Source organism: Micromonospora sp. WMMC250, from assembly GCF_027460215.1.
In the GTDB taxonomy this organism is placed as follows: domain Bacteria; phylum Actinomycetota; class Actinomycetes; order Mycobacteriales; family Micromonosporaceae; genus Micromonospora; species Micromonospora taraxaci.
The window spans coordinates 5,423,290-5,439,963 of record NZ_JAPZBJ010000002.1; the positions used below are offsets into that span (position 1 = coordinate 5,423,290).

Here is a 16,674-nt window from a genome sequence, read left to right on the forward strand (position 1 = left end):
AGCGGGCGGTCCCGTGCGATGCCGCTGGACCCGGGGGACGGGGAGCGGTGCCGCGCTTCACAGTGTGGTGATCGGACGACTACGGTCGGAAGGGTTTGGTCGCGTCGTCACAGCTGCCTTGTGTTCGGTGGTGACACCGTTGGCGACCGGCTGGAATCGATCGTCGGCGGGGTGGAGGGCGGCTGGCATGGCCGATGGGCAGATGACGGCGGCGGCGTTCCTGATCGCTGAGCTGCGCCGGGCGCGGGTCCGGCAGGGCTGGAGTCAGGACGAGTTGGCGAAGGCGGTCAACTACTCGGCGTCGATGGTCAGCGCCGTCGAGTTGGGTCAACAACCGCCCACCGCGAAGTACCTGGAACTCGTCGACCGCGCTCTGGACACCGGCGGCTTGTTCGGCCGCATGTCGACCGAGTTGGTCAGCCTCGATCGGGCGCAGCCCTGGCTGCGGGGCTGGCAGGCGATCCTTGAGCAGTCGCGCACAATCCGGTGGTACGAGCACCGCTACGTGCCCGGGCTCTTCCAGACCGAGGCCTACGCGCGGGCGGTCTTCGAGGCTGGTGGCCTGCTGGACTCCGAGGAGGTCGACCGGCGACTGACCGACCGGATGGGCCGCCAGCAGGTGCTCTACAGCGAACGGTCGCCGCACATCGTTGCGGTGCTGGACGAGGCGGTGCTGCGCCGACGGGTGGGCGGGCGGAAGGTGATGCGCGATCAGGCGCTACACCTGGCGGGTATCGCCACCGAGCATCCTCGGGTTCGGCTGCACGTGGTGCCGCGGTCCGCCGAGGAGTATCCGGGGCTCGGTGGGCAGTTCTCGCTGGCCACCCTGCCCGACGGCACGGAGCTGGCCTACCTGGACTGTCAGGTTCGTGGCCAGGAGTTGGACCAGCCACGGGATCTGCTGCGGTTGCAACGGGTCTGGGAGGCTACCTTGGGCGAAGCCCTGCCCCCGCAGGCGTCCATCGAGTTGCTGAACGAGGTGGCCGAGTCGTGGAGCTGATCGACGCTGAGTGGCGCAAGAGCAGCCGTAGCAACCAGGACGGCAACTGCGTCGAGGTGGCTACGGACCTTGGGGGCGTAGTCGGGGTGCGAGACAGCAAGGACCCGGACGGGCCCGTGCTCGTAGTCGACGCGTACTCCTGGCGGCTCTTCGTGGTCGCGCCCCCGCGCTGACGCGACTGCCTGGCGCGCGGCGGATAAACGGCTCGACGGTGGGGTGGCGCGACGGGATGATCCGGTCGTGGATGACGGTGACCTGGTGGTCCCAGCGGAGACCGAGCGGCTGCGGTTTCGACGGCTGACCATGGGCGACGTGGACGCGTTGGTCGAGTTGGACAGCGACCCCGAGGTGATGCGGTTCCTCAGCGGTGGGGTGCCAACGTCACCGGCGACGGTCCGGGACGAGCAGTTGCCGAGGTTGCTGGCCCAGTACCTGCGGCATCCCGGGTTGGGCCGCTGGGCGGCGCTCGATCGGGAGTCGGGCGAATTCCTGGGTTGGTTCGCGCTCGACCCGTCGGCGGACGGCAGCGAGGCCGAGTTGGGTTACCGGCTGCGCCGCTCGGCGTGGGGGCGAGGGCTGGCCACCGAGGGGTCGCGGGCGCTGGTCCGGTACGCCTTCGACACCGTCGGGGTGCGTCGGGTCTGGGCCGAGACGATGGCGGTCAACGAACGCTCCCGGCGGGTGATGGCGAAGGCGGGGCTGCGCCACGTGCGCACCTTCCACCTGCAGTGGGACGACCCGATTCCGGGCACGGAGCACGGCGAGGTGGAGTACGAGGTGCTTCAGGAGCGGCCGGCGGCTCGGCGGGCACGGTAGGCGGTAACGGCGGCGCGGTTGCCGCAGCCGGCCTCGCAGAACCGCCGCGACCGGTTGCGGGACAGGTCGACGACGACGTTGTCGCAGTCCGGGTACTCGCAGATGCGCAGCCGGCTCAGCTCGCGGGAACGGACCAGATCCGCCATGGCCATCGCCGCCTCCACCGCGATCCGGGTGGCCAGCGGCGCGTCGCGGGGAACGGCGTGCAGGTGGTACGGCTCGTCGTCGTGCTCGATGAGCTGGGGCAACGCCTTGTGTTCCAGCAGCAGACCGTTGACCAGCGCGACGATCTCGGGCGGCTCGGCGTGCCAGATGCGACGGAGCTGGGGTCGCAGTTCCTTCACGGCGCGCAACTCGGCGTCGGTGTGCTCGTGCCGGCCGCTGTAGGAGTGGCGGACGAAGAACGCGTCGAGCGCGGCGACGTCGGGCAACAGCTCACCGTCGCGGCCCGCGGTGTTGACCAGTGCGGCGGTGGCGATCAGCGAACATTCGGTGTCATGAGCGAATAGCATCTTGACTCCTGTCAGGGCGGACGCTTAGCGTCATCAGTACAAGGATAGTTTGCTCATGACACGGTGCCGTCTCCGAGGAGCGCGACATGCACTCACGACCTGCTGCCGGCGCCGCGTTGGCGCTGCTCTCCGCAGTCACCTTCGCCACCTCCGGCACCTTCGCGCGATCCCTCATCGAGGCCGGCTGGTCGGCCGAGTCGGCGGTGATCGCCCGGGTCGGCGTGGCCGCCCTCGTGCTGGCGATCCCCGCCCTGTTGTCATTGCGGGGCAGGTGGTCGGTGCTGCGCGGCAACGCCACGTCGATCGGGATGTTCGGGCTCCTCGGGGTGGCCCTGGCCCAGGTCTGCTTCTTCAACGCCGTGCGCTACCTGCCCGTCGGTGTCGCGCTGCTGCTCGAATACCTGGGCATCATCCTCGTCGTGGGCTGGATGTGGCTGCGACACGGGCAGCGACCCCGCCGGCTCACCGTAGCCGGATCGGTGGCCGCCCTGGTCGGGCTGGCGTTCGTCCTCGACCTCGCCGGCACCGCCGACTTCCACCCGGTGGGCGTGCTCTGGGGGCTGGGCGCGGCATTCGGCCTGGCCGGCTACTTCGTGCTCGCCGGTCGGGTCGACCCCCGGCTGCCCTCGGTCGCCATGGCCAGCGGCGGGATGGCAGTCGGCGCCGGCGTGCTGCTCCTCGTCGGGCTGACCGGTCTGCTGCCCCTGCACGCCACCTTCGGCGACGTCACCTTCGCCGGACGGACCACCAGTTGGTTGCTGCCCATCGCCGGGCTGTCGCTGGTGGCCGCCGTCATCGCGTACCTGGCCGGGATCGCCGGCACCCGCATCCTCGGCCCCCGGCTGTCGTCGTTCGTCGGGCTGACCGAGGTGCTGTTCGCGGTGCTGATCGCCTGGCTCTTCCTGAACGAGCTGCCCACCGGCTGGCAGCTCTTCGGCGGAGCGTTGATCGTCGCCGGCGTCGCGTTGGTACGCCTCGACGAGCTGCGCGGGTCGCCGACGGAGCCCACGCCGGTCTCGCCCGAGCCGGCGCTCGCTCTCGACGGTCGCTAGCCGTGCGGAATGCTCGCGCCCGGTTCGGGGGTGTCGGTGCCAGGTTGCCGGTGGAACAGTGGGCGTCGTGCTGACCGCCGTGGTGTTCGACGCCGACGAAACCCTGCTCGACCTGCGGCCGGCGGTGACCGGCGGGCTGGTCGCCGTTCTCGACGAGATGCGACGGCGCACCCCGGCGGCGGCCGAGGTGACGCTCGACGAGCTGGAGTCGGACTGGGGTGCGGTCTTCGGCGACCTCGCGGCTGCCCCGGTGATGGAGATCCGCCGCGCCGCGCTGGCCCGGTCGCTGGCCCGCGCCGAGCTGGGCGACCACCTGGACGAGTTCACCGCGCTCTTCTTCGCCCGCCGGTTCGCCCTCACCCGACCGTTCCCAGACGTGCCGGCGGCGCTGGCCACGCTCCGCCGGAGCTACACGCTCGGTTTCGCCACCAACGGCAACAGCCGCGCCGAACGGTGCGGGCTCGCCGGGGAGTTCGCCTTCGAGGTGTACGCGCACGAGAACGGCCTGCCCAAGAAGCCCGCCCCGGAGTTCTACGCCGCGGTCGTCAGCGCGGCGGGGGTGCCGGCCGAACAGATCGTGTACGTCGGTGACTCGTGGGAGCACGACGTGGTGGCGCCCCAGCGCGCCGGCCTCCGCTCGGTGTGGTTGAACCGTACTGGCCTGCCCCGCCCACTCGGGCACACGCCCGATGCCGAGGTGTCCACCGTGGCGGACCTGTCGGCGGCGCTGGCGTTGCTCGCGCCCGGAGCCGAGCCGGTCAGATGAAGCAGAGATTCGCCGCCATAACGGACGTTCAGCTGGCGTAAACCTGCCGGGTGTTGTGTGATGGCTGCCACGTCCCTCAACGAGAGGATCCGATGTGGTGAGCAAGCGCTTCACCGCCGGTGCTGTCGCGACAGCGGCAGTGCTGGCACTGACGGCTGCGGGGCTGGGTGTGCCGGCCAGCGCCGCGCCGAGCACCTCCCGCACCTTCACCGTCGTCGCCGAGGACGGCGTCGCCGTCGAGACGGCGGTAGCCGCGATCCGGGCCGCCGGTGGCACTGTGGTGTCCCGGTCCGACGAGGTCGGCATGTACCAGGTCACCAGCGACCGGGCCGACTTCGCGGCCAAGGCGACCGCCGCTCCGACACTGATCGGCGCCGCCGAGCAGAAGGCCATCGGCCGCAAGCCCAAGCTGGACCGGGTCGAGCAGGAGCACCTGACCGCAGCCACCCGTGCTGCTGCCGCTGGTGCCGCCCGGAAGGGCGCCAAGCTCGACCCGCTCGACGACAAGCTCTGGGGCCTGGCGATGCTCCGGGCCGACAAGGCCCGCAAGATCGAGCCCGGTGACCGTCGGGTGACCGTCGGCGTGCTCGACACCGGCGTCGACGCCAGCAACCCGGACATCGCGCCCAACTTCAACTGGGCGCTGTCGCGCAACTTCGCACCCGACCTGATCGATGTGGACGGCCCCTGCGAGGTGCCGAGCTGCCTCGACCCGGTGGGCACCGACGACGGTGGGCACGGCACCCACGTGGCCGGCACCATCGGTGCCGCCGCCAACGGCTTCGGCCTCTCCGGTGTCGCCCCGAACGTCTCGCTCGTCGAACTCAAGGGTGGCCAGGACTCCGGCTACTTCTTCCTCGAGCCGGTGGTCAACGCCCTCCTGCACGCCGGCCGGTCCGGCATCGACGTGGTCAACATGTCGTTCTACGTCGACCCGTGGCTCTACAACTGCACCGCCAACCCGGCCGACTCGCCCGAGGACCAGGCCGAACAGCGCGCCATCATCAAGGCGATGAAGCGGGCGTTGGTCTTCGCCCACAACAAGGGCGTCACCCTGGTCGGTGCGCTCGGCAACAACAACGAAGACCTGGGCGCGCCGCGCACCGACACCACCAGCCCGGACTACGGCGCCGACCCGTACCCGCGGCCGATCGACAACGAGAGCTGCTGGGACCTGCCCACCGAAGGCCCGCACGTGATCGGTGTGTCGTCGGTCGGCCCGTCCGGCAAGAAGTCGGACTTCTCCAACTACGGCACCGAGCAGATCTCGGTGGCAGCCCCCGGTGGTTGGTTCCGGGACGGCTTCGGCACCGACACGTTCCGTACCGACGCCAACATGATCCTGTCCACGTACCCGAAGCACGTGCTTCAGGAGGAGGGCTCGGTCGACGCCGACGGCAACATCGTCGCCGGCTTCGAGGAGTCGGTCTTCAAGCAGTGCAAGGCCAACGGTGAGTGCGGCTACTACACCTACCTCCAGGGCACCTCGATGGCGTCCCCGCACGCCGCCGGTGTCGCCGCGCTGATCGTCAGCCGGTACGGCAAGGCGCAGGGCCGGACCGGCTTCGGCATGTCGCCGGACCTGGTCGAGCAGCACCTTTACCGCACGGCCGCCGAGCACGCCTGCCCGGAGCCGCGGTTGCAGCAGTACCGCAACGAGGGCCGGGACGAGACCTACGACGCGTACTGCGCCGGTGGGGTCAACTTCAACGGCTTCTACGGCTACGGGATCGTCGACGCCTACGCGGCGGTGAAGACCCCGCTCAAGCCGAACGCCCGCCCGTAAGGCACCCCCAGCGGGCCCGGTCGACCACTGTCGACCGGGCCCGCTGGCATTCCGGGCCTCCGCCGCCCGACCTGCGGGCTCGCTCTGCCCTACCTGGCTTTGATCCACTCGTGTTCCTGGAAACCGCGCTGTCGAAGGCCGATTGACACCGCGCTTGCAAGGAACGCGAGTCGATCAAGGCTGGTGGGGCGGTCACCGTCGCCAACCTCGGCTGGTCAGCGCGGCACGTACCTCACGGAGCACAGCTGGAAACTCGCCGTGCAGCCGTCGACTCGTCACGTGCAACACCAACCAACCCGCACTGACCAGCAGGTTCAGTCTGCGGCGATCGCGGTGCAGCTGGTCCGCGTCGGAGTGCCACTGCCCGTCGTACTCGACCGCCACCCGATATTCCGGCCACGCCAGGTCGGGGTGCAGGACCACCCCGCTGGGCAGGCGTATCGGGTGCTGGACGACCGGGCGCGGCAGCCCTCCGAGAATGAGACGCACGCGCAGGTGCGACTCCGGCGGAGACTGGGCTCCGCCGTCGGCCAGGTCGAAGAGCCACCGCGCCCGCCGCCCACCCGGCCGGTCGGCGTTGCGGTCGGCCATGCCGGCCAGCGCGTCACGATCGGTCAAACCCTGACCGAGCAGCGAGTCGATGATGGCGATAGCGCGGAGCGGGTCAAGCCAGACGGCCGTCTCCCAGGCTGCCCGCTCGGGGTCGGAACGGGGGATCAGGCCACCCGGGTGACTGCTCAGACCGCTCATGAGGGCCGCCGCTCGACTGTCGCCCAGTCCGGGTGTCCTGGCCTCTGGTCCGACCGTCAAGGCATTGGTCCTGGTCGTTGTGTCTCCTGGTCTGGTGGTCATGGCGCCCGGTCTGGAGGTTGCCATGTCTCCTGGTCTGGTCGCCATGCCGCCCGGTGGTCGGCCTGCGGCCGGTGGACGCCCCGGGCCCGTCGAATGCCTTGGGCCGGGTGGACGGCGGGAGGCCGGTGATTGCCCGACTCGCTCTGGTGTCTCGCCGTCGGACAGTGAGGTGATGGCGTTGACGTGCACGCGGAGGCCGCGCTGTGGGCCGATTCGAGGCGATTGCGGCACGAGGACGTGTACGTCGTCGGTGAAGGCCGCAGCGTGTTCGACACCGAGCAGGTACGCGGCCGATGGGCCTCCGACGGTCACCCCGGGCGGAAGTCGGAGGAGTGCGGCGCGACACGACAGGGCGTGGTCCCGGTCGAGCCGTGCGTCGGCGTAGATGTCGTGGCGTAGCCGCACCCAGGCGGCGCTGCGTAGCTGGTGCTCGGTGAGCAGGCCCTCGCGAACAGCGTCGGAGCCACGGAAGACCTGCCAGGTCAGAGCATCGGGGCGGTGCGGACGAGGTGGCATGCGGAGCAGCCTGCCGGCCGCCGGCCGACCGCCGAAACCCCTGTGGACAACCCGACCCGGGACGGCCGCCTGCGCCTGTGGACGACCGGCACTTCGCGCACTGATCGTGGTATGACGCGGCCGGTAGGGGCCAGTCATCATTCGCGCGGAGGGTGATCCACTCGCGTTCCTGAAAGTCGGGCCATCACTAGCAGTGCGATACCCCGACATCCGTGAACACGAGGTGATCAAGCGCTTGTGGGGCGGCGTGCGGTCAAGCGGGAGGCGAGCGGGCGGCGAGCGGGGTCAGCTCAAGGCGCTGGCGATGGCTTTCGCGGCGGCCAGCACCTGGGGGCCGATCGTGTCGACGTCCAGCGGGGCGAGCGCGACCACCCCGACGCTGGCCTCCAGGCCAGGCACGCCCAGCACCGGTGCGGCTACCCCGTACGCGCCGGCCTGCAACTCCCCGCTGCTGCTCACCGGCTCCGCCAGCCCGGTGCGACCGGCCAGGATGGCCCGGCCCGCCGCCCCCCGGTCCAGCGGATGCCGTGCCCCGGCCCGGTACGCGACGTGGAACGACGTCCAGCTCGGCTCGACCACGGCCAGCGCGACGCCCTCGCCGGCCTCGACCACTGTCAGGTGCGCGGTCGCGCCGGCCAGCTCGGCGAGACGTCGTAGCGCGGGCAGCGCGCCCTCGGCGAGCAGCGGCTGAGCGCGTCGGGCCAGGTGCAGCAGGCCGGCGCCGAGGCGCAGTCGGCCGTCGCTGTCCCGCCGCAGCATGCCGTGCCCGATCAGCGGACTGACCAGTCGGTAGACGGCCGCGCGACCGATGCTGAGTTGGTGCGCGGCCTCGGTGACGGTCAGACCGCCCGGGGCGTCCGCGACGAGGTGCAGCAACCGCAACCCCCGGTCGAGGGTCTGCGACGCCTCCCCGGCCCGCCCAGCGACGCCGCCGGCCTGCCCCGCGCTGGTGTCGGCCCGCCCAGCGACGCCGCCGGCCTGGCTCGGGAGCCCGGCGGCGGGGGCGCTGGGGTCGGCCGGAGTCTCACCGGAGCGTCCTGTCGCATCCACGCCTGGCAGCGTACGACCCGGCACCGGCGGACCCGGACAGGCACGGACAGCTACCCTTGTACGGTGACGCTACGCCTGTATGACACCGCCACCCGATCGGTGCGGGACTTCGTCCCGCGGGAAGCCGGCAAGGTGGGGGTCTACCTGTGTGGTCTCACTCTTCAGGCTCCGCCGCACATCGGTCACCTTCGCTCCGGCGTCAACTACGACGTGCTGCGTCGCTGGCTGCTGGCCGCCGGCTACGAGGTCACCTTCATCCGCAACCTGACCGACATCGACGACAAGATCCTCGTCAAGGCGGGTGACCAGGGGCGACCGTTCTGGTCGATCGCGTACGCGAACGAGCTGCTCCTCGCCGAGTCGTACCGGTCGTTGAACGTGTTGCCGCCCACCTACGAGCCGCGCGCCACCGGGCACATCCCGGAGATGCACGAGCTGATCACGAAGTTGATCGCGGACGGGCACGCGTACCCGGCCACCGACGGTTCCGGAGACGTCTACTTCGACGTGGCGTCCTGGCCGGCGTACGGGTCGCTGTCGGGTCAGTCGCCGGACGCGATGCAGTCGGCCGGGGACGCGCCCGACCGGGGCAAGCGGGACCCACGTGACTTCGCGCTCTGGAAGGGTGCCAAACCGGACGAGCCGGCCGACGCGTACTGGCCGTCGCCGTGGGGGTTGGGCCGTCCGGGCTGGCACATCGAGTGCTCGGCGATGTGCTGGCGGTATCTCGGCCCGGAGTTCGACATCCATGGCGGTGGGCTGGACCTGACGTTCCCGCACCACGAGAACGAGATCGCCCAGTCCCAGGCCGCCGGGCTGCCGTTCGCCCGCTACTGGGTGCACCACGGGCTGCTCAGCATCGGTGGGGCCAAGATGGGCAAGTCCGCTGGCAACGCGTTGGGCCTGGCGTACGTGGACTCGCTCGGTGTCCGGCCGGTGGAGCTGCGCTACTACTACGCCGCCGCGCACTACCGCTCCGTGATCGACTACTCGGAGGATTCGCTGCGCGACGCGGCCACCGCGTACCGCCGGATCGAGGGTTTCGTGCAGCGGGCGGCCGAGCGGGTCGGTGCCGGGCAGTTGGGCGACCTGCCGGCCGGGTTCGTGGCGGCGATGGACGACGACCTCAACACGTCCGCCGCGCTGGCCGTGCTGCAACAGCACCTGCGGGACGGCAACACCGCGCTGAGCGCCGGCGACGATGTGACTGTCCGCACCACCCTGGCCGTGGTACGGGCAATGCTGGATATCCTCGGGATCGACCCCCTCGACCCGGCCTGGACCGGTGGCGGCCGACCCGATGATCTCCGTGCCGTGGTGGACTCCCTGATCGCGCTGGCCCTGGAGCAGCGCGCGCAGGCCCGGGGCCGCAAGGACTGGACCGCCGCCGACGCGGTACGTGACCAGCTCAAGCTGGCCGGCGTGGTGGTCGAGGACACCCCCCAGGGCCCCCGTTGGACTATTGGAGAGCAGGACTGATGGCCGGCAACTCGCAGCGCCGTGGCCGGCGACTGACGTCGAAGGCAAGCGCCCCCAAGGGCTCCGGCGGCAAGAACAAGGACTCACTGGCCGGGCGGGGTCGCACCCTGCCCGCTGACGAGCGGCCGTGGCACAAGGGCTACTCGGGCACCGAGAAGCTGCCGCAGCGCACCGCCTGGAAGCAGGACAAGGAGCGCCGGGTGGCGGCCGAGGAGGGGCGCGCCCCGAAGATCGGTCAGCCGGGCACCAAGGACACCACCTGGGGCAAGGGTGGCGGTCGGGGCGTACCGGTCGGTCGGGGCGCGACCGGTGGTCGGGGTGGCAAGCCCACCGCGCGGTCCGGTCCCCGGGTCTCCCCGGGGCGCAAGTCCAACCCCTCCAAGGACTCCCCGGAGCTGTTGGTCGGGCGTAACCCGGTGCTGGAGGCGTTGCGCGCCCAGGTGCCGGCGACGGCGCTCTACACGGCCCAGGGCATCGACGTGGACGAGCGGACCAAGGAGATCATCCGGACCGCCGCCGACCGGGGCATCGCCAACCTGGAGATCAGCCGGGCCGAGTTGGACCGGATGACCGGTGGGGTGCTGCATCAGGGCGTCGGGTTGCAGGTGCCGCCGTTCGCGTACCAGCCCTTCGAGGACATGGTCGCCGCTTCCCTGGAGCAGCAGGCCCCGCTGCTGGTCGCGCTGGACGGCGTCACCGATCCCCGTAACCTGGGTGCGGTGATCCGATCGGCTGCGGCGTTCGGCGCGCAGGGTGTCTTCGTACCCGAGCGTCGTGCTGCCGGAATCACCGCGACCGCCTGGCGGACCAGTGCCGGCGCGGCCGCGCGGGTGCCCGTGGCGCAGGTGACCAACCTGACCCGGTCGTTGAAGGCGTGCCGGGACGCCGGCTTCATGGTCGTCGGCCTGGACGCCGACGGCGACACCGACCTGTACGACCTGGAGGCCGCTGTCGGCCCGCTGGTGGTGGTGGTCGGGTCCGAGGGCCGAGGTCTGTCCCGCCTGGTCGGGGAGACCTGCGACCTGACCGTCAGCATCCCGATGATCTCCGAGGTCGAGTCGCTCAACGCCAGCGTGGCGGCGGCGGTCGCCCTGGCCGAGGTCGCCCGGCGGCGCTCCGTCGAGCTGTAGACACACGTCGACGAGGCCCCCTCCCACGTGGAGGGGGCCTCGTCGCTCGTAGGACCGGCAGGCCGAACCGGCCGCGCGTCTAGATCTGGTGGGTCCAGGCGACGAAGAGCGCCGTCCCGGCCGCCGCCATCAGCAGCAGGGTCGGTAGCAACCAGCGTGGGCTCCGTTCCCCGTCCAGGCTCCGGGTCAGCCGCTGGTGCACGAGGGCGATGCCGACCAGCGCGGCCAGCCCGGCGGCGGCCAGCGGCAGGCCGACGAGGAAGTGCGCCACCCACGCGCCGGCCCGGGTCGGCCCACCCCAGGAATTGTCGTACGGGCCGGGGTCCACCAGGCCGTACAGCATGCCGCGCAGCACCATCAACACCTCAACGCCGAGCGGCAGCACCGCCACCGCGCCGACGAGCAGGCTGAGCAGCGCGTGGCCGAGCACCGCGATCCGGCCGGGCCGCCGGCCGGGCACGGCCGTGGGTGGCATGTCGAGCAGTCCGGTACGCAGGCCGCGCCACCGTGCGACGGCGGGGCCGGCACCGCCCAGTGGGACGGTCACCAGAGTGAACACGGCGACCGGGAGCAGCGTGGCGCAGTAGGCGAGGCTGCGACCGGAGCGGCGGGCGAGCTGGTACGACCGGCCACGAGTGGTCGGGTGAGCGGTGGCGATGGTGGGCACGGCGTCTCCTCGGATCGGACTGCCGTGACGGTACGACCGCGACCGACCGCGCCGGATCACCCTGGAGAGCCAGATCCGCGCTGGCTCCACCGGGTGACGACCTCCCACCGGTACGACGACAGGGGCGGCCCGCCGAAGCGGACCGCCCCCTGTCGGTGCGGCGTTACGTCAGATCCGGCTGCCGGTGGAGGCGTGGAAGACGTGGCTACGGCCGGCGGTCGGCTTGACGAACACGGTGTCACCCATGTTCGGCATGTTGCGCCGGTCGGTGCGGACGACGAAGCGCTCCGAGTTGCCACCGAGCGCGGCGTGACCGTAGACGTTGGCGTCCGAGCCGAGGTCCTCGACCAGCTCGACCACGACCGGCATGCCGCCCTCGGTCGGGCTGACCAGTTCGCAGTCCTCCGGGCGGAAGCCCACGGTGACCTTGCCGTCGCCACCCTCGGCGCGGGCCGCCTCGACCTGCTCCCGGGTCAGCGGGATGTACATCTCGGCGAACTCGGCGCCCTTCTCGTTCAGCGGAACGGTCTTGATGTTCATGGCGGGCGAGCCCATGAAGCCGGCGACGAACACGTTGGCCGGGGTGTCGTAGAGCGCCCGCGGGGTGTCCACCTGCTGGAGGACACCGTCGAGCAGCACCGCGACCCGGTGACCCATGGTCATGGCCTCGACCTGGTCGTGCGTGACGTAGACGGTGGTGACGCCCAGCTTGGCCTGCAGGGACGCGATCTGGGTACGGGTCTGCACACGCAGCTTGGCGTCGAGGTTCGACAGCGGCTCGTCCATGAGGAAGACCTGCGGCTCGCGGACGATCGCCCGGCCCATCGCGACACGCTGACGCTGACCACCGGAGAGCGCCTTCGGCTTACGGCTGAGGTACTCCTCCAGCTGGAGCAGCCCGGCCGCCTCCTTGACCCGCCGGTCGATCTCCGACTTGGAGGTCTTGCGCAGCTTGAGGGCGAACGCCATGTTCTCGTACACCGTCATGTGCGGGTAGAGCGCGTAGTTCTGGAAGACCATCGCGATGTCGCGGGCCTTCGGGGGGAGGTGGGTGACGTCACGCTGGTCGATGTAGATCGAGCCGGCGTCCACGTCCTCCAGGCCGGCGAGCATCCGCAGGCTGGTGGACTTACCGCAACCGGAGGGGCCGACCAGGACGAGGAACTCACCGTCGCCGATTTCGAGGTCCAGCTCGTTGACGGCGGGACGCTCTTGGCCCGGGTAGACCCGGGAAGCCTTGGAATAGGTGACCGTAGCCATGGTGAAGCGCTTCCTTTCACCGGCAGGAACGTGCCGGACGATCCGAGTGAAGGAGCGACCGGCGCGTGTCCGCGCCGGCCAACGGACGGCGGCTCGGTCGCGAGGGCGCCGGGTCGTCGTCCGTGTCATGAACCGTAAACGTGTTTCACCGTGCTGCCAAGGTGAGGGAGCATCGAACGACGGTGGCCCGGGTACGCATTCCGGTCACTCCGGCACGGTCGGACATCAATCGACACACCGGCGAGCGCTGCGAAGGCGTATTGGCGTCGGGTTGTTGACGTTTCCCGTGCTCGGGAGGCCTCGCGAGCGGGATATCCGGAAGTCACTCGCTATGCTGACCTCGACACACGCGCCCCTGTAGCTCAGCTGGCCAGAGCACTCGCCTTGTAAGCGAGATGTCGCCGGTTCGATCCCGGCCGGGGGCTCCATCTATACCCTCCGATCCCGCATCGGGGGGCGCAACGGTCGACCGGGCGATACGGAGGCCGATGAGTCGGGCGGTGGAGGAGTCGAACCGGGCGATGCTGCGCGCCCGGGACGCGATGGACCGGGCGTACGCCGAGCCTCTGGACATCCCCGCCCTGGCCCGGATCGCGCACGTCTCCGAGGCGCACTTCATCCGTACCTTCCGGGCGACGTTCGGCGAGACCCCGCACCGCTACCTGCAACGTCGCAGGGTGGAGCGGGCCATGACGTTGCTGGTGGAGTCCAACCGGGATGTCACGGACATCTGCTACGCCGTGGGCTTCGGCAGCCTGGGCACGTTCAGCCGCACGTTCCGGCAGATCGTCGGCGAGTCGCCCTCGGACTTCCGGCGTCATCGCGTCGCTTCGGCCAACGTCCCGTCGTGCTTCACCAAAGCCTGGACGCGACCCAGCAGTTTTGGATAAGCAGCAGGTCACGGTCGACCTCTAGCGTCATGGGCATGACGATGAACGCGATCAGCCGCTCCCAGATCTACGTCCTCGACCAGGACGAGGCGCTCGATTTCTACGTGAACAAGCTCGGCATGGAGGTCAACACCGATCAGGATCTCGGCTTCATGCGGTGGCTGACTGTCAACCTGCCCGGCGACCCGGAGCGGGAGATCCTGCTGGAGAAGCCGGGCCCACCGGCGATGGACCCGGCCACCGCCGAGCAGGTCCGCGAGTTGCTCACGAAGGGCGCCCTGGGCGGGTACCTCTTCATGACCACCGACGACGCCCACAAGACGCACGAGGATCTCGTGGCGAAGGGCGTCGAGATCACCGACGAGCCGACCGAGCGCCCGTACGGGATCGACTTCGGCATCCGGGACCCGTTCGGTAACAAGATCCGCATTGGCCAGATGTTCCCGCGCGCCTGAGGGTTCCCGGGACCGGGGGGCGCGGGGTCGCAACCGCGCCTCCCGGTGTGTTGGGGTGTTCGACATGATCACCCGACTGCTGTACCTCGCCCGGCACGCCGAACAGGACCTGACCGGTCTGAGCAGTGCCGCGACCGAGGAACCCGACTCCGGCCTGTCGGAGCGGGGCCGGCAGCAGGCCACCCTGCTCGGCGAACGGTTGCGGGGCCGACGCTTCGCCGCCGTCCACCACGGGCCGCTGCGCCGGGCCGCGCAGACCGCCAGGCTGGTCGCCGCGTCGCTGCCCGAGGTTCCGGTGTACGAGACGGAGCTCGCCGGTGACCACCTTCCACACGACACGGACCCGACCGGCCTGCCGCCCGCGTACGCGACGTTTCTGGCCCAGTTCACGGCGGCCCAGCGGGTCGACGGGCCGCGGGTGACGGCGGCGGCCGTGCGGCGGTTCGCCGGGCCGGACGTCGAGGCGACAGCCGGTGACGAGCCGGTCCGGGAGCTGGTCGTGACGCATACCTTCCTGATCGGCTGGCTGGTGCGGCACGCCCTCGACGCCCCGGAGCGGCGCTGGCTGGGCTTGAACTCGCACAACGCGGGGTTGACAGTGATCCGGTACAGCCCCTCCGGCCCGCCGAACCTGCTCGCCGTCAACGACGTGGCCCATCTTCCGCCGGAGTTGCGGGCCACCGGGCTGCCCCCGGACTACCTGGTGTAGGTGCCGGTGGCCCGCAGCAGCAGCTTGACCACCGCCTGGGTGACCGTCGGCGGGCTCGCGTCGGCCGGGCAGTCGGCGTACCCGCTCTCGTTGCCGCCGACGGTCAGCCGGTAGTGGAACACGTCCGAGCAGCTGGTCGAGGTGGGTGGCGGCCCCGCTTCGGCAGCCAGCCGGGGGTCGGTGGCCAGGCTGGTCAGGCTGCCCAGGTCAGCAGGAGTGAGTGTGCCGCTGCGTCGACTGCCGGCCCGGTCCACCATGGTCCACCGGCCGTCCGGCTCGACCGTTATGGAGTCACCACGCCCGGCGAAGCCGCCAGACATCCGCAGCGTCACCTGGGCGGCGGTGGCGTCGACAGTCGGGGCGACCGTCGGGGTGACGCCGGGCGTCGGGATGCCGGTTGCCGGGAGGGTGGCCGTCGGTGCGGGGGTCTCCGGAGGAGGATTTCCGGCGGTGCCGGCCCGGTCGGTGCTGGTGCACCCGGCCAGCAGGGCGACCAGTAGCGCAACGGTGACGCCGGTTGTCGACGTGACTCTCATCCTCGTCGGACGCGCGGCCCGCGGTGTCGGTTCCCCGGTCGACTGCATCCCCCGGACAGCGTCGTCGATCTCATGCCTAGCTCGGTTGTGGCAATCTTGGACAGTTTCCGTTAGCGCGTAACGGAAACTGTCCAAGATTGCCGAGCACAACGCCTGCGGCGGGCCTGGTCGATCGGTCACGAGCCGGCGCGGTTATGGTCGCCGGGCCCGGCGCGCGGCGTCGCGGGTCGGTCGGCGTCGCTTGGCGGGTCGGGTGCGTCGCAGGTAGGTCGGCTTCGCTTCGCGGGTCGGGTGCGTCGCGGGTCGGTCGGCGTCGTTGCGCACTGTGGCGCGAATGGGGAGGTGGGCGTGTCGGACGCGGAGTTGACAGTCGAGGTGACCGGACCGGTCGCGACGGTGGTGATCCACAATCCGGCTCGGCGTAACGCGATGACGGCCGCCATGTGGCGTCAGCTCCCCGAACTGCTCGACCGGCTGGAGCCCGACCCCCACGTACGGGCATTGGTGCTCACCGGCTCCGGCGACGCCTTCTGCGCGGGCGCCGACCTCGGTGATCTGGCCGAGCTGCTCGACGCCGGTGACGCCAGCATCGCCGTGGACGCCGAGGAACGGCTGGCCCGTTTCGCCAAGCCGACAGTGGCGGCCGTCCGGGGTGCCTGCGTCGGTGGTGGCGCGCAGCTCGCGGTCGCCTGTGACCTGCGGATCGCCGCCGAAGACGCTCGTTTCGGCGTACCGCCGGCCCGGCTCGGTCTGGTCTATCCGGCACCGACCACGCGCCGGCTTGCTCGGCTGGTCGGCCCGTCCGCCGCCAAGCACCTGCTGTTCACCGCCGAGCTGATCGACGCCGAACGTGCCCTGCGGGTCGGCCTGGTCGACGAGGTGGTGCCGGCTGACCGGCTCGCCGCAAGGGTGGAGGAGTTGACGGCGACGATCGCCCAACGGTCGCCGGTGAGCGTCGCCGCCGCGAAGGAGATCATCGACGATCGGGCCGGGCCGGCGCGGGTGGCCTGGTGGCACCGGAAGGTGGTGACCACCGGCGAGGCCAGGGAGGGTGTCGCGGCGATCGCCGAGCGCCGTACGCCCCGCTTCGCCTGGCAACCACCGACGGGCGACTGACCACAGGGGTCTGTGCGCGATCGGGCTGACCTGCACCCATTGCGAGACCTCGATCCCGGGTGGCCCGACGTCGGGTCGGTAC

At 70.8% G+C, this 16,674-nt stretch carries 18 protein-coding genes and 1 tRNA gene; 13 read left to right on the top strand and 6 right to left on the bottom strand.

The window, feature by feature from the left end:
- The first annotated feature begins 187 nt into the window (after positions 1–187).
- The 3 genes from O3438_RS24455 to O3438_RS24465 all read left to right on the top strand — a co-directional run bounded on the left by O3438_RS24455 (position 188) and on the right by O3438_RS24465 (position 1,816).
- Positions 188–1,000 (top strand): helix-turn-helix domain-containing protein, encoded by an 813-nt coding sequence (locus O3438_RS24455; RefSeq protein ID WP_269682084.1) that lies wholly within the window; start codon positions 188–190, stop codon positions 998–1,000.
- Positions 991–1,173, top strand: a complete 183-nt coding sequence (locus O3438_RS24460) for a DUF397 domain-containing protein (RefSeq protein ID WP_269682085.1) — start codon at positions 991–993, stop codon at positions 1,171–1,173. The genes O3438_RS24455 and O3438_RS24460 overlap by 10 nt, the downstream gene beginning before the upstream one ends.
- Positions 1,174–1,240: 67 nt before the next feature.
- Positions 1,241–1,816 (top strand): GNAT family N-acetyltransferase, encoded by a 576-nt coding sequence (locus tag O3438_RS24465; protein ID WP_269682086.1) that lies wholly within the window; start codon positions 1,241–1,243, stop codon positions 1,814–1,816.
- Here the strand turns inward: O3438_RS24465 and O3438_RS24470 are convergent.
- Positions 1,783–2,328 carry a CGNR zinc finger domain-containing protein gene (locus O3438_RS24470; RefSeq protein ID WP_269682087.1) on the bottom strand — a complete coding sequence of 182 codons (546 nt, stop codon included), beginning with the start codon at positions 2,326–2,328 and terminating at the stop codon, positions 1,783–1,785. The genes O3438_RS24465 and O3438_RS24470 overlap by 34 nt on opposite strands.
- A gap of 86 nt (positions 2,329–2,414) precedes the next feature.
- Between O3438_RS24470 and O3438_RS24475 the strand changes: the two genes are divergently transcribed.
- The 3 genes from O3438_RS24475 (at position 2,415) to O3438_RS24485 (ending at position 5,932) form a co-directional block, all read left to right on the top strand.
- Positions 2,415–3,380, top strand: a complete 966-nt coding sequence (locus O3438_RS24475; RefSeq protein WP_269682088.1) for an EamA family transporter — start codon at positions 2,415–2,417, stop codon at positions 3,378–3,380.
- Between the two features lie 67 nt (positions 3,381–3,447).
- Positions 3,448–4,146 (top strand): HAD family hydrolase, encoded by a 699-nt coding sequence (locus O3438_RS24480; protein ID WP_269683744.1) that lies wholly within the window; start codon positions 3,448–3,450, stop codon positions 4,144–4,146.
- Between the two features lie 97 nt (positions 4,147–4,243).
- On the top strand, positions 4,244–5,932 hold the full coding sequence (locus O3438_RS24485; protein WP_269682089.1) for a S8 family serine peptidase: 1,689 nt from the start codon (positions 4,244–4,246) through the stop codon (positions 5,930–5,932).
- A gap of 192 nt (positions 5,933–6,124) precedes the next feature.
- On the opposite strand, the gene O3438_RS24490 is transcribed toward O3438_RS24485, so the two are convergent.
- Complete coding sequence (locus tag O3438_RS24490; RefSeq protein ID WP_269682090.1) at positions 6,125–6,682, bottom strand: endonuclease domain-containing protein; 558 nt, start codon at positions 6,680–6,682, stop codon at positions 6,125–6,127.
- Between the two features lie 903 nt (positions 6,683–7,585).
- Complete coding sequence (locus tag O3438_RS24495; RefSeq protein ID WP_442929738.1) at positions 7,586–8,182, bottom strand: helix-turn-helix domain-containing protein; 597 nt, start codon at positions 8,180–8,182, stop codon at positions 7,586–7,588.
- 231 nt (positions 8,183–8,413) lie between these two features.
- On the opposite strand from O3438_RS24495, the gene cysS reads away from it, so the two are divergent.
- A complete protein-coding gene (gene cysS / locus O3438_RS24500) occupies positions 8,414–9,829 on the top strand; it encodes a cysteine--tRNA ligase (protein WP_269682092.1) in 1,416 nt (471 codons plus the stop codon).
- Complete coding sequence (gene rlmB, locus O3438_RS24505) at positions 9,829–10,959, top strand: 23S rRNA (guanosine(2251)-2'-O)-methyltransferase RlmB (RefSeq protein WP_269682093.1); 1,131 nt, start codon at positions 9,829–9,831, stop codon at positions 10,957–10,959. The genes cysS and rlmB overlap by 1 nt, the downstream gene beginning before the upstream one ends.
- Before the next feature lie 79 nt (positions 10,960–11,038).
- Here the strand turns inward: rlmB and O3438_RS24510 are convergent, their stop codons facing one another.
- Complete coding sequence (locus O3438_RS24510; protein WP_269682094.1) at positions 11,039–11,626, bottom strand: hypothetical protein; 588 nt, start codon at positions 11,624–11,626, stop codon at positions 11,039–11,041.
- A gap of 168 nt (positions 11,627–11,794) precedes the next feature.
- Positions 11,795–12,886 (bottom strand): ABC transporter ATP-binding protein, encoded by a 1,092-nt coding sequence (locus O3438_RS24515; RefSeq protein ID WP_088987349.1) that lies wholly within the window; start codon positions 12,884–12,886, stop codon positions 11,795–11,797.
- A 351-nt stretch (positions 12,887–13,237) separates the two neighbouring features.
- Here O3438_RS24515 and O3438_RS24520 point away from each other — a divergent pair.
- From O3438_RS24520 to O3438_RS24535, 4 genes are all read left to right on the top strand, one after another.
- A tRNA-Thr gene (locus tag O3438_RS24520) sits at positions 13,238–13,314 on the top strand.
- A 60-nt stretch (positions 13,315–13,374) separates the two neighbouring features.
- Positions 13,375–13,776 (top strand): helix-turn-helix domain-containing protein, encoded by a 402-nt coding sequence (locus O3438_RS24525; protein WP_269682095.1) that lies wholly within the window; start codon positions 13,375–13,377, stop codon positions 13,774–13,776.
- A 35-nt stretch (positions 13,777–13,811) separates the two neighbouring features.
- A complete protein-coding gene (locus tag O3438_RS24530) occupies positions 13,812–14,231 on the top strand; it encodes a VOC family protein (protein ID WP_088991350.1) in 420 nt (139 codons plus the stop codon).
- Positions 14,232–14,295: 64 nt separating this feature from the next.
- Positions 14,296–14,940 carry a histidine phosphatase family protein gene (locus O3438_RS24535; protein WP_269682096.1) on the top strand — a complete coding sequence of 215 codons (645 nt, stop codon included), beginning with the start codon at positions 14,296–14,298 and terminating at the stop codon, positions 14,938–14,940.
- On the opposite strand, the gene O3438_RS24540 is transcribed toward O3438_RS24535, so the two are convergent.
- The gene (locus O3438_RS24540) at positions 14,928–15,476 is read right to left on the bottom strand and encodes a hypothetical protein (RefSeq protein WP_269682097.1); all 549 of its coding nucleotides are present in this window, start codon (positions 15,474–15,476) and stop codon (positions 14,928–14,930) included. The genes O3438_RS24535 and O3438_RS24540 overlap by 13 nt on opposite strands.
- Positions 15,477–15,818: 342 nt before the next feature.
- Here O3438_RS24540 and O3438_RS24545 point away from each other — a divergent pair, with 342 nt between their 5' ends.
- Positions 15,819–16,592: an enoyl-CoA hydratase/isomerase family protein gene (locus O3438_RS24545; protein ID WP_269682098.1), complete on the top strand. Its 774-nt coding sequence runs from the start codon at positions 15,819–15,821 to the stop codon at positions 16,590–16,592.
- The last annotated feature ends 82 nt before the right edge of the window (positions 16,593–16,674 follow it).

Coding starts and splice junctions, on each gene's coding strand:
- O3438_RS24455 (WP_269682084.1), top strand. CDS start 188: ATGGCCGATGGGCAGATGACGGCGGCGGCGTTCCTGATCGCTGAGCTG.
- O3438_RS24470 (WP_269682087.1), bottom strand. CDS start 2,328: ATGCTATTCGCTCATGACACCGAATGTTCGCTGATCGCCACCGCCGCA.
- O3438_RS24475 (WP_269682088.1), top strand. CDS start 2,415: ATGCACTCACGACCTGCTGCCGGCGCCGCGTTGGCGCTGCTCTCCGCA.
- O3438_RS24490 (WP_269682090.1), bottom strand. CDS start 6,682: ATGAGCGGTCTGAGCAGTCACCCGGGTGGCCTGATCCCCCGTTCCGAC.
- rlmB (WP_269682093.1), top strand. CDS start 9,829: ATGGCCGGCAACTCGCAGCGCCGTGGCCGGCGACTGACGTCGAAGGCA.
- O3438_RS24515 (WP_088987349.1), bottom strand. CDS start 12,886: ATGGCTACGGTCACCTATTCCAAGGCTTCCCGGGTCTACCCGGGCCAA.
- O3438_RS24525 (WP_269682095.1), top strand. CDS start 13,375: ATGAGTCGGGCGGTGGAGGAGTCGAACCGGGCGATGCTGCGCGCCCGG.
- O3438_RS24530 (WP_088991350.1), top strand. CDS start 13,812: ATGACGATGAACGCGATCAGCCGCTCCCAGATCTACGTCCTCGACCAG.
- O3438_RS24535 (WP_269682096.1), top strand. CDS start 14,296: ATGATCACCCGACTGCTGTACCTCGCCCGGCACGCCGAACAGGACCTG.
- O3438_RS24540 (WP_269682097.1), bottom strand. CDS start 15,476: ATGAGAGTCACGTCGACAACCGGCGTCACCGTTGCGCTACTGGTCGCC.